Source organism: Streptomyces sp. NPDC050658 (assembly GCF_044457025.1).
In the GTDB taxonomy this organism is placed as follows: domain Bacteria; phylum Actinomycetota; class Actinomycetes; order Streptomycetales; family Streptomycetaceae; genus Streptomyces.
Genome location: NZ_JBITGM010000002.1, coordinates 985,683 through 1,000,383 on the forward strand (window position 1 = coordinate 985,683; position 14,701 = coordinate 1,000,383).

The following is a 14,701-nucleotide window of genomic DNA, read 5'->3' on the forward strand; positions in this document are numbered from 1 at the left end:
GGCGACGAAGATCATTCGTACGATGCTCCGGTGACACACGAGATCATTGACTACGGACAGTTCGCCGACCGGCTGGAGCGTCAACAGGGGCGCCCCCGATGGTCGTTGCTCGACGAGGTGCAGCGGGAGTGGGGATACGAGGATCCGGGCGGCGAACCCGGCCACTCCCGCTGGGGCGGTGAGAACAAGCAGTCGGGCATCGACTGGGACCTGCCCGTCCCGCAGGCGCTCAACGAATGGTGGGACTCGCCCCTCAACTCGTTCTCCTTCAACCCGCGCCTGTACTGGGTGCACACGCAGTGGCCGCCCATGATCTCCGACCTCGAGGTGGACGAGGACAGTGGTCTCATAGCCCCCGGTGACGACGACCGTGTCTGCGTCTTCATGTCCGAGTACCACTACGCCCACGAGTGGGGCTATCTGGCCGCCGAGGCCGAACTCCCCGACCCCCGGGTCGTCGTGAGCATCGGCGGCAAGTGGGTGGTGCAGAGCCGCTCGCTCTCCGAGTTCCTGATGCAGCTGGCCTTCGAGCGGATGCCCGCGCACTACGGGTTCACGCTGCGGTTCCGCCGCGCGACCGTCGAGGCCGACCCCGAAGTCGTACGCCGCCTCGAGTCGTCGTACCGCGAACTGGGCCTGCTGCCCTGGCAGGAGATGGGCACCGACGCGCTGTCGTACGGCGCTCCGGACGCGGTCATCCGGCACGGCCGGGGACCCGGCGCCGACTTCAAGATCGTGATCAACGCGCGGACCCGCGATGCGCTGCTCGACGTCGCCCGCACGCTGGGCCTGGAGTGGGTCGACAAGGACATCAGGCCGCCGGCCGAGGTTCCCGTACCGCTGGAAGACCTCGGCCCGGTGGCACTGAACGCCGGGGACGCCGACGAGCGCGGCCGCTGGACGGTCCTCGCCCGCGAGTACCCGCAGCCGCCCCTGGCCGCCGGATCGGCGTCCGAGCTCGTAGAGGACCGCGAGACGCTCCGGGCGGTGGCCTCGCTGCTGGGCCCGACGCTCAACGTCGCCGGGGACACGGCGGGCCAGGTCCACGTCCGCGAGATGGACGACGAGGACCCCGAGACCATCACACTCACCCTGCACCGCGCCCCGGTGACCTCGGTGACCTGTGTTGAGCTGGCGAGCGGCGCCCGCCTCGTGCTGAGCGGCGACGCGAACGGCGTGGTCCGCTACTGGTCGACCCGCCGCAAGCCGCTGCGCGCGCCGCTGGAGCGCAGGAGCACCCCGGTCAACGCCGTGGCGGCGGCGATGCTGCCGACCGGCCCCGCGCTCGCCACCGCCTGGGCCGACGGCCTGGTCCGCCTCCGGGACCTGGCGACCGACGCGGTGGCCAACCTCCGCCTCGGCACCGGCATCAAGTTCCTCGGCCTGAACCCGGACGGCACCCTGCACGTCACGGACGCGGAGTCCACGGCCAAGCTCCAGCTCGACCTGGCGAAGCTGTGGCCGCACCGCGAGCTGCAGTCGAGGCTGGAGGACGTCGACTGGGGCTCGCTGTGGACCACGCGGGGCCCCGGCCACATGGTCCCCGACCTGATCGGCAAGGTGGCGTCCGACGACAAGAAGACGGCCATGGACGCGGTGCACGACCTCTACCGCCTCCTCGTCTCCAAGGAGGCCTCGTCGACCGCCGCCGTCCCGGCCGTCCCCTTCCTGGTCCAGCTGATGCTCGACCCGGACAACAAGTCGCGCAGCACCCTGCTGCTGCTCATCGCGGACCTGGCGGACGTCCACCAGGCCCGCGGCGGCCGCGGCGACGCCCAACTGGCAGCGGTGCGCGAGGCGTTGCCGGCCCTCCGGTATCTGCACGACGACCCGGAGGGCCCGATCCGCTGGGCGGCGAACGAGCTGGAGCAGAACTGCGCGGAGCGGTAGCCGGGCCCAGCGAGCGGTGCGGCGCCTAGCCCGGCCGCACCACCATCGCGGAGCCGCCGCCGCGCCGCTCCTTCTCCGCCGCGGCGAGCCACTTGCCGCCCGGCAGGCGCTGGACGCCGGTGGCGGCCCCGATCTCCGGGTTCTGCCTGAAGGAGTGCCCGATGCCTTCGAGTTCGGCCCGCAGCGGGCTGTTCCACAGGCCCGGTTCCAGTTCGGTCTGGGCGGCGTTGCGCTGACTCGCGCGGGGCGCCGCGATCGCCTCGACCAGCGGCAGACCCCGGTCGACGAATCCGGTCAGGGTCTGCAGCACGGTCGTGATGATCGTGGCGCCACCCGGCGAGCCGAGCGCGACCACGGGCCTGGCGTGCTCGTCGAGCACGATCGTCGGCGAGATCGACGACCGGGGCCGCTTCCCCGGACCGGGCAGGTTCGGGTCGTGCACGGAAGGACTCGCGGGCGCGAAGGAGAAGTCGGTCAGCTCGTTGTTGAGCAGGAACCCTCGCCCGGGCACGGTGATGCCGCTGCCGCCCGTCGACTCGATGGTCAGCGTGTAGGCGACGACGTTGCCCCACTTGTCGGCGGCCGTGAGGTGCGTCGTGTTCTCGCCCTCGTACGTCGTCGGGGCCGCCTTGTCACCGGTCTTGCACGCCGCGGGGTTGCGCGGATCGCCGGGCGCGAGCGGGCTCTTGAGGACCGCGTCGTCGCGGATCAGGCACTCCCGCGAGTCGGCGAACCGCTGCGAGAGCAGTTCCTTCGTCGGTACGTCCTCGAAGGCGGGGTCGCCCACCCAGCGCCCCCGGTCGGCGAACGCGACACGGCTCGCCTCGATGTAGCGGTGCAGGTACTTGGCCTGCGACGCCTTGGAGAGGTCGGTCCGCTCCAGGATGTTGAGCGCCTCGCCGACGGTCGTGCCGCCGGAGGACGAGGGCGCCATGGAGTACACGTCGAGGCCGCGATACGACGTCTTCGTCGGGGCCTGGTGCTTCGTCGCGTACGCCTTGAGATCGGAGGTGGAGAGGTCTCCGCGCCGGGCGACCCGTCCCGACGCCGGGTCGACGGGCGGCTTGTTCACGGTCCGTACGACGTCCTCGCCGATGCCCCCGTGGTACAGCGCGCCGACGCCCTTGCGCCCCAGCTCCTCGTACGTACGGGCGAGATCGGGGTTCTTGAACGTGGAGCCGACCACCGGCAGCCGGCCGTCCGGCAGGAACAGCTTCGACGTGTCGGGGAAGTCCCGGAATCTCTTCTCGTTCGACGCGGTCTGCGCGCGGAAGGTGGGGTCGACCGTGAACCCGTCGCGGGCGAGCCGCTCGGCGGGCTTCAGGAGCATGCCGAGGCGTTTGCTGCCCCAGCGGTCGAGGGCCGACTGCCAGGTGGCGGGGGTGCCGGGGGTACCGACGCCGAGGCCGCTGGTCATGGCCTCCTCGAAGGGGATGGGCTTGCCGTTCTCCAGGAAGAGGCCGGAGTCGGCGGTCTTCGGGGCCGTCTCGCGGCCGTCGATCGTGCTCACCTTGCGGGACTTCGCGTCGTAGTGGACGAAGTAGCCGCCTCCGCCGACGCCCGCCGAGTACGGCTCGGTGACGCCGAGCGCCGCCGCCGTGGCGACCGCCGCGTCCACCGCGTTGCCGCCCTTCTTCAGGACCTCGATGCCGGCGGCGGAGGCGTCCGCGTCGACGCTGGCGACCGCGCCGCCGTAGCCGACGGCCACCGGGACCTTCTCCGTGGTCGCGGCGGTGGGTTCAGCCGAGCGCGGAGACGAAGGGGGCGCGGCGGCACCGACCGACACCAACACCCCTCCGACCGCCAATAGCGTCAGATTCCGTACGACAGCGGGACGCATCCGTACCTCCAGTCAACAGCCGTCTGCGCAGCGTAACTTCGACGCCCCCACCACGTCAGGACCCCCTCGAACACCGGTCCTAGAGCCCGCTAGCATGCGCCCCCATGACCGAAGACGTGCGCAATATCGCCCTCGGCCTGATCGCGGCCGGCCTCTGTGCCGCGCTGGGCTGGCTCGCCCGCTCCTACCTGTGGCGGCGCAGGCTCCGCCGCAAGCAGGCCTTCTTCGGGCTGCCCGACAACTCCGAGTCGCTGCTCGTGGTGAACCGCGACGCGGGCGGCCCCGAGCTCACCGTCGTACGCCATGACGTGTTCGCGCTCCTCGAACTGGCCGCGCTGATCAAGGACTGCGGTGCGCACGCCCAGCTCGTCGCGCACGACGCCGCGCAGCAGAGCTTCGGCGAGCGCACCGAGTTCTGTGTGGGCTCGCCTTCGGTGAACCGGCGGATGGCCGCGCACATGCACTCGCTGCTGCCGGGCGTCCGCGTCAACACGGACCCGGAGCCGGGCCCGGACCGCGGCGCCTTCCAGATCGGCAGCGAGCGGTACCGCATGGAGGGCGGGACTTCGGAGTACGTGATCCTGGCGCGGCTCACGGCAGGGCAGGGCCAGGAGGCGAGACCCGTCTTCCTCTTCTGCGGCCAGCGGGCGATCACCAACCAGGCGGCGACCCGCTATCTCGCCCGCAACCACGAGAAGCTGGCCCGCAAGCACGGCGGCAACACGTTCGTGCTGCTCCTGAAGGTCGCCAATTCCCAGGCGTACGGTGCCGACGTCGTCGAGGTCGTCGCGGATGTGACGAAGGCCGCCCAGGCCCCGGCCCCGGTGGCGTCGCCGCCGCGCAATTCGCATCGCGCGAAGTAGCCCTAGCCCGCCGGGCAGCGGCTCCGCCACACCGGGCACCACGGGTCGTCCGTCAGCGCAGCGCGCTCTTCGCCTGCCAGTCGGCCCACGAGAGATTCCACTCGCCGTAGCCGTTGCCCGGATCCGGGACGCCCTTCGAGCCGCTGCCCGAGACCTCGAACGGGTCGCCGACCTGGACCTGGTCGTAGAGCCAGGAGGCGTCGGCGTCGCTCATGCCGATGCAGCCGGAGCTGTGGTTGGTGTTGCCGAAGTACGCGGCGTTCCACGGGGCCGCGTGGGCGTACATGCCCGACCAGGTCAGCCGCATCGAGTTGTCGACCATCTTGTCGTAGGCATCGCCGAGGCCGACCGTCTCGGAGCGCATGTTGATCGTGCCCTCCTTGGCCATCAGGACGGAGGTGCCGCCCCAGGAGGCCTTCTCGCCGCCGGGGGTGCCGGCCGACATCGGGACGGTCTTCGCGTTCTGCCCGTCCCGCACCAGCGTGGCCTGCTTGCTGTCGAGGTCGACCTTCACCTTCTGGCTCTTGCCGACGGTGAAGCCGGTGACGTAGTCGCGGACGAACCAGCCGCCGTCCGCGCCGGAGTCGACGCCATTGAGCTGCGCGTCCAGCTTCACCTTCGTGCCGGACTTCCAGTACTCCTTGGGGCGCCAGTCGACGCGGTCCCTGCCGTCGTAGTTCTTGATCCAGCCCCAGGACCCGGTGGTGTCGTTCGAGGTCGTCACCTTCAGGTGCTTCTCGACGTCGGCCTTGTTCTTCACCGGGTGGTCGAAGACGACCGACAGGGGGTGGGCGACGCCGACCGTGGTGCCCTTGCCGGGGGCGAGGGTCAGCTTGTTCACCTGCTCCGGGGCGGCCGTCTTGAAGGAGGCGGTCGCGCTGCCGCCCTGGTCCGTCTCCGCTTCGACCTTGTACGACGTGCCGGGCGCCGCCGCGCGGTCCGAGGTCCAGGTGGTGCCGTTCGCGGAGACCTTTCCGGTGAGCTTCGCGCCCTCGGTGCCGGTGACGCCGACCTGCTTCAGCCTGCCGTCGGCCAGCTTCACGACGACCGGGGAGCCCGCCTTCGCCTGCTCGCCCCGCAGATTCACGGAGATCTCCGGCTTGTCCGCCCCCATGTCGGCGGCCCCGGCCGAGCCGCCGCCCGAGCAGGCGGTCAGGGCGGCGGTCAGCGCCGCCAGACCCGCGGCCGTGGTCGCGGCGCCGGTGCGGCGCGGGCGTATGGGGCGTCGGCGGCTCGACGAGCTCAGGGGCCTCAAGGAAACGTACCTCCGTGCGAATGTGGAACTGCACGGAGAGAGGGGCAAAGGCCCCGTTCGGTTGCCTCTTGCCCGGAAATTTCCGGGCAAGTCACAGAGGTGCCGGATGACAGATGACAGATGACAGATGACAGAAATCAACACCGCCAACCGCCGACCGCTCAACAATAGAGCGCTCAACAATCGTTACCCCCGCGTAACTTACCAACGGGTTACCCCCGGTAAGACACTGACGTTACCGTCGGGTCACTTTGCTTGCACGAGTAAGGAGTGACCCGTGGGACTTCCGCGCAAGGCTCTGCGTACGACCACCGTGGGCGCCGTCTCGGCGACCCTCGTCGCCGGCGCCGCCTTCGGGCTCGCTCCGGCGGCCCAGGCCGCGCCGGCCGCCGCCCCGCGGGCGGCAGGCTCCACCGACGTACGCTTCGTCGACATCCCCGGCGACGGCGGCACGATCCTCAAGGCCAACGTCTTCACCCCCAAGGGCACGAAGACCGGCGCCGCATACCCGGCCATCGTGCTGCCCACCAGCTGGGCCATGCCCCAGATCGAGTACGTCGCCCAGGCCCAGAAGCTCGCCGACTCCGGCTATGTCGTGGTCAGTTACAACTCGCGCGGCTTCTGGCAGTCCGGCGGCGAGATCGAGACCGGCGGCCCCGAGGACATCGCCGACGCCTCCAAGGTCATCGACTGGACCATCGCCAACACCCCGGCCGACCCCGACAGGATCGGCATGGGCGGCGTCTCGTACGGCGCGGGCATCAGCCTGCTCGCCGCCGGGCACGACGAGCGGATCAAGGCCGTCACCGCGCTCAGCGGCTGGGGCGACCTGATCGAGTCGATCTACAGCGGCCGCACCCAGCACGCCCAGGCGGCCGGACTGCTCGGCGGCGCCGGCGTCCTGACGGGCCGTCCGAGCGCCGAACTCCAGCAGACCCTCAAGGACTTCCTCGGGTCCAACCTGGACAAGGAGGACGAGATGATCGCGTGGGGCAAGAAGCGCTCCCCCGCGACCTATCTCGACCGGATCAACCAGTACGGCGCGGCCGTCATGCTCGGCAACGCCTGGGGCGACACCATCTTCCCGCCCAACCAGTACGCCGAGTTCTACGAGCGCCTCACCGGCCCCAAGCGCCTCGAATTCCGCCCCGGCGACCACGCCACGGCCGAGCTGACCGGCCTGTTCGGGCTGCCCAACGACACCTGGACCTCCGCCCAGCGCTGGTTCGACCGCTATCTGAAGGGCGAGCGGAACGGCGTCGACTCCGAGCAGCCCGTCCGGATCAAGTCCCGTTCCACGGGCGGCTACGAGGGCTACCCGGACTGGAAGTCGGTCGGCGCGACGAAGAAGAAGATCGACCTTGCGGGATCCACCACCATCCGCGCGAACGCCGACTCCGGCGCCAACGGCGGCACCGTGCTGCTCTCCAACGCCCTCGACCAGTTCCTGAAGACCCCGCCACTGGCCTCGGTCCCGCTGCTGCCGCGCCGCTACGCCGCCGTCTGGCAGTCCGAGCGGTACGACACGCCCCAGCGCGTGCGCGGTACGGCGAAGCTGCACACCACGCTCACCGGCACCAAGGAGAGCGGCACCCTCGTCGCGTACCTCTACGACGTGGGCCCGCTCGGCCTCGGCAAGCTGGTCAGCAACGCGCCGTACACCTTCCACGGCAAGACCCCCGGCAAGCCGTTCGGCGTGGACCTGGAGTTGTTCTCCACGGCCTACGACGTACCGGCAGGACACAAGCTCGCCCTGGTCGTCGACACGGTCGACCCGCTCTACATCGAGCACAACCCCTCCGGCGCGCAGCTGACCTTCTCCTCGTCACCGGCCGACCCGTCGTACGTGTCGGTCCCGCTGCGCGAGCAGTGATCTCCGGCTGCTGCCGGCTGGGCTCTGGCCCCTCTAGCTACTGCGGACCCGGCAGCAGCGTCCCTGGTTCGGCCGGTGCCACTTCCACGGCCTCGGTCTTGGGATTGCGCCGCTGACGCTTGGACACCCACTGGGCGAACCACGAAAGCAGCATGCACATCCCGATGTAGATCGGCGAGATCACCAGAACCACGGGGATGAAAGGTAGATCGTAGTCGAGGTTCGACGCGATCAGCTTCCCGGCGTGGAGGAACTCCTCATAGGTGATCAGATAGCCGAGCGAGGTGTCCTTCAGGGCGACCACCAACTGGCTGATGATCGCGGGCAGCATGGCGCGTACGGCCTGCGGCACCAGGACATGGGTCATGACTTGTGTCTTGCGCATGCCGAGGGCGTACGCGGCCTCCCGCTGCCCGCGTTCGACCGCGTTGACTCCGGAGCGGAAGACCTCGGCGAGCACCGAGCCGTTGTAGAGCGTGAGCCCGGTGACGAGTGCGGGCAGCGGCTGCACCTTCAGCGCCACGAAGACGAAGAAGATCATCACCAGCACCGGCATCGCGCGGAAGAACTCCACGATCAGCGTGGCCACCCAGCGCACGGGGCGGTGTTCGGAGAGCCGTCCGGTGGCGAGTACCCCGCCGAGGGCGAGCGAGAGCACGGCGGAGATGGCGAACGCCTTGAGGGTGTTGCCCAGGCCTTCGAGCAGCAGCTCCTGGATGCCCTTGTACTCGAAGGGCATCCACTTGGTGTAGGTGAACTGGTCGGTGTCGAAGAGCAGATACAGGATCCACCCGAGGAGAGCGAGGACGGCCACCGTGGAGAGCAGTCCGTAGAGCTTGTGTCTGCGCTCGGTCTTGGGACCCGGTACGTCGTAGAGGGCGGTCGATTCGTGGGAGAGGGCTTTCATCGGGCGACTCCCCAGCGCTTCTCGAGGACATTGAAGACGGCGCTGATGGCGAGGGTGATGATCAGGTAGCCGACGGCGATCCAGATGAACGTCCAGATGATGCTGTAGCCGAGCTCGCTGAGCGTCTTGTACGTGCCGAGCAGCTCGGTGACGCTGAACGCGCCCGCGATCGCCGAGTTCTTGGCGAGTGCGATGAGCGTGGAGCCGACCGGCGGGATGACGGAGCGGAACGCCTGCGGGAGCACGACCACGGAGAGCGTCTGCCCGAAGGTCATGCCGAGGCTGCGGGCCGCCTCGCCCTGGCCCCTGGGCACGGTGTTGATGCCGGAGCGCAGGGCCTCGCAGATGAACGCTGAGGTGTAGCAGCCGAGTGCGATCACGGCGAACACCTTGAAGGGCAGCACGAGTCCGAAGCGCGGCAGGCCGAGCAGCACCGCGAAGAAGAGCAGCGTGAGCGGGGTGTTGCGCAGGACCGTCACCCAGGCGGTGCCGAAGGCCCGGAAGGAGCCGACCGGCGCGACCCGGAACGAGGCCATCAGGAACCCGAGCACGAGCGCCAGGATCGAGGAGTACACGGTGAGTTCGACGGTGCCGAGGAAGCCCTCGCCGAACGTGGAGAAGTTGTCTGTCAGTACGTCCACGACGCCTCCTCAGCTCGCCGGGTAGCGGTCGATGGCGGGCGGCTTCGGCGCCGGGACCCCGGAGAGGCCGAGCGTGGCGTCGTAGGCCTTCTTCCAGTCGCCGTTCTTCTCGCGGGCGGCGAGGGCGTCGTCGACGGCGAACCGGAGCGCGTTGTCCTTGCGCGGGACGCCGATGCCGTAGGGCTCCTCGGAGAACGGCTTGCCGACGACCTTGAGTTCGTCGGGCACCTTGGCCGCGTACCCGATGAGGATCGCGTCGTCGGTGGTGACGGCGTCGACCTGGTAGGTCAGCAGGTTGTCGACGCAGACCGAGTAGGTGTCGTACGCGACGAGGGTCGCCTTCGGGTAGTCCTTCTGGATGCGCTGGTACGGGGTCGAGCCCGCCGCCGAGCAGACCCGCTTGCCGTCCAGGTCCTGCGGCCCGTTGATGTCGTCCTCGTCGGAGCGCACGAGCAGGCCCTGCCCCGCCATGTAGTAGGGGCCGGCGAAGCCGACGAGCTTCTTGCGGAGGTCGTTGATGGTGTAGGTGCCGACGTAGTAGTCGATCTGCCCGTTCTGCAGGGCGGTCTCGCGGTTCGCCGACGCGATGGTCTTGTACGCGATGGTCTTCGGGTCGAAGCCGAGCGAGGCCGAGATCATCTTGGCGATCTCGATGTCGAAGCCCGAGTAGACGCCGGTCGCCGGGTTCTTCTCGCCGAGGAACGGCTGGTCCTCCTTGGCCCCGACGACGAGGTGACCGCGTTTCTTCGCCTTCTTCCAGGTGCCGGAGTCCGGCAGCGTGAAGCCGGTGGCCACCTGGTACTTGGGCAGTTCACCGGGGGGCGGGCCCTTGACCGGCGGGCTGCCCTCCTTGCCGCAGGCGGTGGCGGCGCAGGCGGCGAGGACGAGCGCCGCGAGCAGACGTGTCGTACGCATCATGGCTGTGTCCCCCCGTCAGTGCTTGAGGATCTTGGAGAGGAAGTCCTTGGCGCGGTCGCTCTCCGGGTTGTTGAAGAAGTCCTCGGGCGCGCGGTCCTCGACGATGCGGCCGTCGGCCATGAAGACGACGCGGTTGGCGGCCGAGCGGGCGAAGCCCATCTCGTGGGTGACGACGACCATGGTCATGCCGTCCCGGGCTAGCTGCTGCATGACCTCCAGGACCTCGTTGATCATCTCGGGGTCGAGGGCCGAGGTCGGCTCGTCGAACAGCATCACCTTGGGGTCCATGGCGAGGGCGCGTGCGATGGCCACGCGCTGCTGCTGGCCGCCGGAGAGCTGCGCGGGGAACTTCTCGGCCTGTGAGGCGAGGCCCACACGTTCGAGGAGGTCCCGGGCGCGCTTCTCGGCGTCCTCCTTCTTGCGGCCGCGCACCTTGATCTGCGCGAGGGAGACGTTCTGCAGCACGGTCTTGTGCGCGAAGAGGTTGAAGGACTGGAAGACCATGCCCACCTCGGCGCGGAGCATGGCCAGTGCCTTGCCCTCTTCGGGCAGTGGCTGCCCGTCCAGTGCGATGGATCCCGACTGGATCGTCTCCAGCCGGTTGATCGCCCGGCACAGCGTTGATTTGCCCGACCCTGACGGGCCGATGACCACGACCACCTCCCCCTTGCCGACGGTGAGGTTGATGTCCTGGAGGACATGCAGCTCCCCGTAGTACTTGTTCACATCACGCAGCTCGATCAGCGGATCGACGGCCATGCCCTGCCCTGCCCACTCTCAGCGGTGTCGGTCCGCGCAAACTATCCACGTGAAAACGGGACTTACTGGACGACACGCACTTATGGGCATTAACCGTATTTGCAGCTACGTCACCCGACAGTCGGGCGTTCGACGCCTCGGGTCAGGTCTCCGATGTCCCGGAGTTACGTCTCCGACGCCTCCGCGTAGACCTGTGACAGCTCGGGGGCTCCGTGCACCGCCCAGTCGAGCCCGGCCTCGACCACCTGGATCTCCCGCCCCGACGCGAGCCGCACGACGGGACTGCCGCCGGGCCACACGTGCCAGGCGGCCCCGGGCACTCTGCGGACGATGACCGAACCGAGGTACAGGCCCGCGTCGTTGCCGAGCCACGGCAGCAGCTCGGGGTCGTCGCGCCAGCGCGGCAGGAGCTGGTCGAGCGCGCTCAACGAGCCGGGGGAATCGTCGAGTTCAAGACCCGCGGTGGCCGCCTGCGAGCGCAGCAGCTCGCACTCGGAGAGCAGTTCGGCCACCCCTTCGGGGTTGTCCTCGAAGGCCACCGCGAGGCCGCGCGCCTCGGGCTCCGGTGCGTGCCGCCGGCGCCACCTGTCCAGGAATGGAATGTTCACGATCGATCCCTCCTCGCCCCCCGATGCCCTGAGCCCCCAGAGTCGTCGAATCTATCTTGCGTACGTTGGTTGCGGAATCACCCGAAATCTCGCCACGCGGCGAGCGAGCACCCCGCACGGCGTCAAGGCGGCGCACCGGGGGTGCGCGAGGTCACGCAAACGCGCCTTCACCGGTCAGCAGGTAATGTGCGGGTAATACAGGGGTCAACTCGACGACAAGGCGCACATGCTCGTGACGTTGTGGAAGCGCTACGGCCTGGTCTTCGCCGCCGGGGCCCTCTGCATTCTGGTGAACACGCGGGGCCTCGGTCCGCTCTGGTACACCGGGGTGGCCCTGGTCGTCGTCGGGCAGATCATGCGTGTGACGCTGATACGCACCCAGCGCCCGCCCCTCGACCGTGCTCCCGTGCCGGTGCTCGCCCCCGTCGCGGGGCGCTGGAGCGCGCTCAACGGCCCTGCCACGAAGGTCCCGAGTCATACGCACAGCCATGCGCAGACGTACGCGATCGACCTGAAGCACGTGCCGCGCGAGGACGGTGCGCCCGAGGCCCCGCCGTTCCGCTGGCTCTGGCCGCTGGGGCGCCGGGCGAGCGTCTATCCGTCCTTCGGCGTGCCGCTGCTCGCCCCGGCCGACGGGACCGTCGTCGCGACGGCGGACCGGCAGCGCGACCACATGTCCCGCATGTCGCTGCCCGGCCTCCTCTTCCTCTTCCTGGAGGGGTTCGTGCGCAGTCTGGGCTGGCCGCGCCATCTGCTGGGCAATCATGTCGTCATCGACATCGGCGACGGCGTGTACGCGGTCTTCGCGCATCTGCGGCGCGGTTCGCTGCGGGTCGCGGTGGGCGACCGGGTGACGGCCGGTCAGGCGGTCGCCGCATGCGGCAACTCGGGCAACTCCTCCGACCCCCATCTGCACTTCCAGCTCATGGACGGGCCCGATGTGATGACGGCGCGGGGCGTGCCGTTCGCGTGGCGGTACCGCGACGACGAGGGGGTGCAGCACGTCGGCGTACCGGAGGATGCCACGCACTTCGTGCCTGTGGGCGGCAGCGCGGTGCACGGCGGTGAATCACCCGGCCGTCGTGGTGAGTTGGGGTGATATTCACACGCGGCTCATTGACGGGCCTCTGACGTCTCCTTAGCTTCATGGCGCACCTGTCATCACGTCAGTGTCAGCGTCAGTGTCGCTAGTGGGAGGGGTCTGGTGTGCGTCGACGTACATGGGCACGGGTAACGGGAGGGATCGCCGCGCTCGCCGTCCTCACGGGCATCGCCCCCGTGGCGACCGCGCAGGCCGCCCCGCACAGACCGGAGCCGCTCCCCTTGGAGCGGCTCTTCGACAACCGGGCGATCAGCGACGACGCGCGGCCCGGCGAGGCGGACTTCGACGGCTCGGGCGGCTCCCTCTCGGCGCGCGACCTGACGGCGGCCGGGTGGACGCCGGGCCGTTCGCTCGCGGTGGACGGGGCGCGGCTGACCTGGCCGCGGACGGCGGCGGGCGATGCGGACAACGTCCGCGCCGACGGACAGTCCGTCCGGGTACGCGGACGGGGTGACGCCCTCGCCTTCCTGGTGGCCGGCACGGGCGGCGAGGCGAGCGGCACGGGCACGGTCCGCTACCGGGACGGCTCGAAGGGCGGCTACCGCCTGACGGCACCGGACTGGCGCTCGGGCCCGCTCGCCACGAAGGCGGTCGCGCTGCCGCACGTGAACACTCCCGGCGGCCAACTCGCCGAGAAGGCCCGTCTGTACGTCGTGACGGTGCCGGTGGCGCGGGGGCGCGAGGTCGCTTCGGTGACCCTGCCGAAGGATCCGGGCGGCGCGGATCTGCACGTCTTCTCGCTCTCCGTGCGGGAGGCGGCGAAGGGGTGGACGGGCAGCTGGTCGGCGTCGACCGCCGGGTACACGGCGGTGGGCCCGTGGGCCGACCGGACGGTGCGGCTCGTCGTCCACACGAGCGTGGGCGGGCCGCGGGTGCGGATCCGCCTCGACAACACCTTCGCCTCGGGCCCGGTGCGGATCGGCGGCGCGACGGTGGCGGTGCAGGAGTCCGGGGCGGGGGCGCGGGGTGAGCCGGTGCCGCTGACGTTCCGGGGCGCCGCGGGCACCGCGATCCCGGCGGGCGCCCAGGCGTTCAGCGACCCGCTCGACTTCGACGTACCCGAGGACACGAACCTCCTCGTGAGCTTCCATCTCCCCGAGACGGTGACGACGGCGCCGGTGCACAGCCAGGCGATCCAGCGGTCGTACGTGAGCTCTCCCGGCGATCACTCGGCGGAGGGATCGGGGGCGGCGTACACGTCGACGATCTCGACGTGGCCGCTGCTGACGGGAGTCGACGTGGGCGGCGGCCCCGGCTCGGTGGTCCTGCTCGGCGACTCCATCACGGACGGCGTGAAGTCGACGCAGGACGCGAACCACCGCTGGCCCAACGTCCTCGCCACCCGGCTCCTCCGGCAGGACGAGGTCCCCCGGTTCGGGGTGCTCAACCAGGGCATCTCCGCGAACCGCGTCGTGGCCGACCGCTATCCCGGAGACGGCGTCTCGACGGACACGGGCGGCGTGAGCGCCCTGCACCGCCTCGACCGTGACGTCTTCGCCCAGACATCGGCCCGTACGGTGGTCGTCTTCGAGGGGGTCAACGACGTCCGCTGGGGCACGAAGGCGGACCAGGTGACCGCCGGGCTGCAGGAGATCTCCGAGCGGGCGAAGGCGCGGGGGCTTCGGGTCGTGGCGGCGACGATCGCGCCCTGCCAGGGCGAGTCGCTCTGCACGGCGGCGGCCGACACGGAGCGGATGGCGGTCAACTCGTACATTCGCGAGAGCGGCGACTTCGACGCCGTGCTCGACTTCGACGCGGTGCTGCGGGATCCGGCGCAGCCGGCGCGGATGCTGCCCGCGTACGACAGCGGGGATCATCTGCATCCCGGGGATGCGGGCCTTGCGGCGATCGCGGAGTCGGTGGATCTGGGGCTGCTGGTGCCGTAGGGGCGGATCCGTTCGCCTGAGCGGGGGTGGGGGGGGGGGGGGGCCCCCCCCCCCCCCCCCCCGCCGGGCCCCCCCCCCCCCCCCCCCACAAGCCCCCCCCCCCCCCCCCCCCACACCCCACCGGCCAACCCCGACAACCGAGCCCCCCCCCAACCCCAA

The 14,701-nt window shown here is 70.1% G+C and carries 12 protein-coding genes; 5 read left to right on the forward strand and 7 right to left on the reverse strand.

All coding sequences use genetic code 11. From position 1 onward, the window contains the following. Positions 1 to 30: 30 nt before the first annotated feature. Positions 31 to 1,890 (forward strand): WD40 repeat domain-containing protein, encoded by a 1,860-nt coding sequence (locus ACIBKX_RS11155; protein ID WP_363274019.1) that lies wholly within the window; start codon positions 31 to 33, stop codon positions 1,888 to 1,890. A gap of 25 nt (positions 1,891 to 1,915) precedes the next feature. On the opposite strand, the gene ggt is transcribed toward ACIBKX_RS11155, so the two are convergent. Beyond that, entirely contained in the window at positions 1,916 to 3,730 is a 1,815-nt protein-coding gene (ggt, locus tag ACIBKX_RS11160) for a gamma-glutamyltransferase (RefSeq protein ID WP_363274020.1), read from the reverse strand. A gap of 104 nt (positions 3,731 to 3,834) precedes the next feature. Here ggt and ACIBKX_RS11165 point away from each other — a divergent pair, with 104 nt between their 5' ends. Then, on the forward strand, positions 3,835 to 4,593 hold the full coding sequence (locus ACIBKX_RS11165) for a hypothetical protein (protein WP_363274021.1): 759 nt from the start codon (positions 3,835 to 3,837) through the stop codon (positions 4,591 to 4,593). Positions 4,594 to 4,645: 52 nt separating this feature from the next. On the opposite strand, the gene ACIBKX_RS11170 is transcribed toward ACIBKX_RS11165, so the two are convergent. Further along, a complete protein-coding gene (locus tag ACIBKX_RS11170; RefSeq protein ID WP_399375726.1) occupies positions 4,646 to 5,848 on the reverse strand; it encodes an Ig-like domain-containing protein in 1,203 nt (400 codons plus the stop codon). 277 nt (positions 5,849 to 6,125) lie between these two features. Here ACIBKX_RS11170 and ACIBKX_RS11175 point away from each other — a divergent pair, with 277 nt between their 5' ends. Continuing rightward, the gene (locus ACIBKX_RS11175; RefSeq protein ID WP_363274022.1) at positions 6,126 to 7,721 is read left to right on the forward strand and encodes a CocE/NonD family hydrolase; all 1,596 of its coding nucleotides are present in this window, start codon (positions 6,126 to 6,128) and stop codon (positions 7,719 to 7,721) included. 37 nt (positions 7,722 to 7,758) lie between these two features. On the opposite strand, the gene ACIBKX_RS11180 is transcribed toward ACIBKX_RS11175, so the two are convergent. The 5 genes from ACIBKX_RS11180 to ACIBKX_RS11200 all read right to left on the reverse strand — a co-directional run bounded on the left by ACIBKX_RS11180 (position 7,759) and on the right by ACIBKX_RS11200 (position 11,554). Beyond that, on the reverse strand, positions 7,759 to 8,628 hold the full coding sequence (locus tag ACIBKX_RS11180; protein WP_363274023.1) for an amino acid ABC transporter permease: 870 nt from the start codon (positions 8,626 to 8,628) through the stop codon (positions 7,759 to 7,761). Further along, positions 8,625 to 9,269 (reverse strand): amino acid ABC transporter permease, encoded by a 645-nt coding sequence (locus tag ACIBKX_RS11185; RefSeq protein ID WP_363274025.1) that lies wholly within the window; start codon positions 9,267 to 9,269, stop codon positions 8,625 to 8,627. The genes ACIBKX_RS11180 and ACIBKX_RS11185 overlap by 4 nt, the downstream gene beginning before the upstream one ends. A gap of 9 nt (positions 9,270 to 9,278) precedes the next feature. Continuing rightward, entirely contained in the window at positions 9,279 to 10,184 is a 906-nt protein-coding gene (locus ACIBKX_RS11190; RefSeq protein WP_363274047.1) for a glutamate ABC transporter substrate-binding protein, read from the reverse strand. A gap of 18 nt (positions 10,185 to 10,202) precedes the next feature. Beyond that, positions 10,203 to 10,946: an amino acid ABC transporter ATP-binding protein gene (locus ACIBKX_RS11195; protein WP_363274026.1), complete on the reverse strand. Its 744-nt coding sequence runs from the start codon at positions 10,944 to 10,946 to the stop codon at positions 10,203 to 10,205. Between the two features lie 164 nt (positions 10,947 to 11,110). Next, positions 11,111 to 11,554 carry a DUF6278 family protein gene (locus ACIBKX_RS11200; protein WP_363274027.1) on the reverse strand — a complete coding sequence of 148 codons (444 nt, stop codon included), beginning with the start codon at positions 11,552 to 11,554 and terminating at the stop codon, positions 11,111 to 11,113. 226 nt (positions 11,555 to 11,780) lie between these two features. Between ACIBKX_RS11200 and ACIBKX_RS11205 the strand changes: the two genes are divergently transcribed. Both ACIBKX_RS11205 and ACIBKX_RS11210 read left to right on the forward strand, forming a co-directional pair. Then, positions 11,781 to 12,653: a M23 family metallopeptidase gene (locus ACIBKX_RS11205; protein ID WP_363274028.1), complete on the forward strand. Its 873-nt coding sequence runs from the start codon at positions 11,781 to 11,783 to the stop codon at positions 12,651 to 12,653. Positions 12,654 to 12,760: 107 nt separating this feature from the next. After that, a complete protein-coding gene (locus ACIBKX_RS11210) occupies positions 12,761 to 14,542 on the forward strand; it encodes an SGNH/GDSL hydrolase family protein (protein WP_399375727.1) in 1,782 nt (593 codons plus the stop codon). Positions 14,543 to 14,701: the final 159 nt, after the last annotated feature.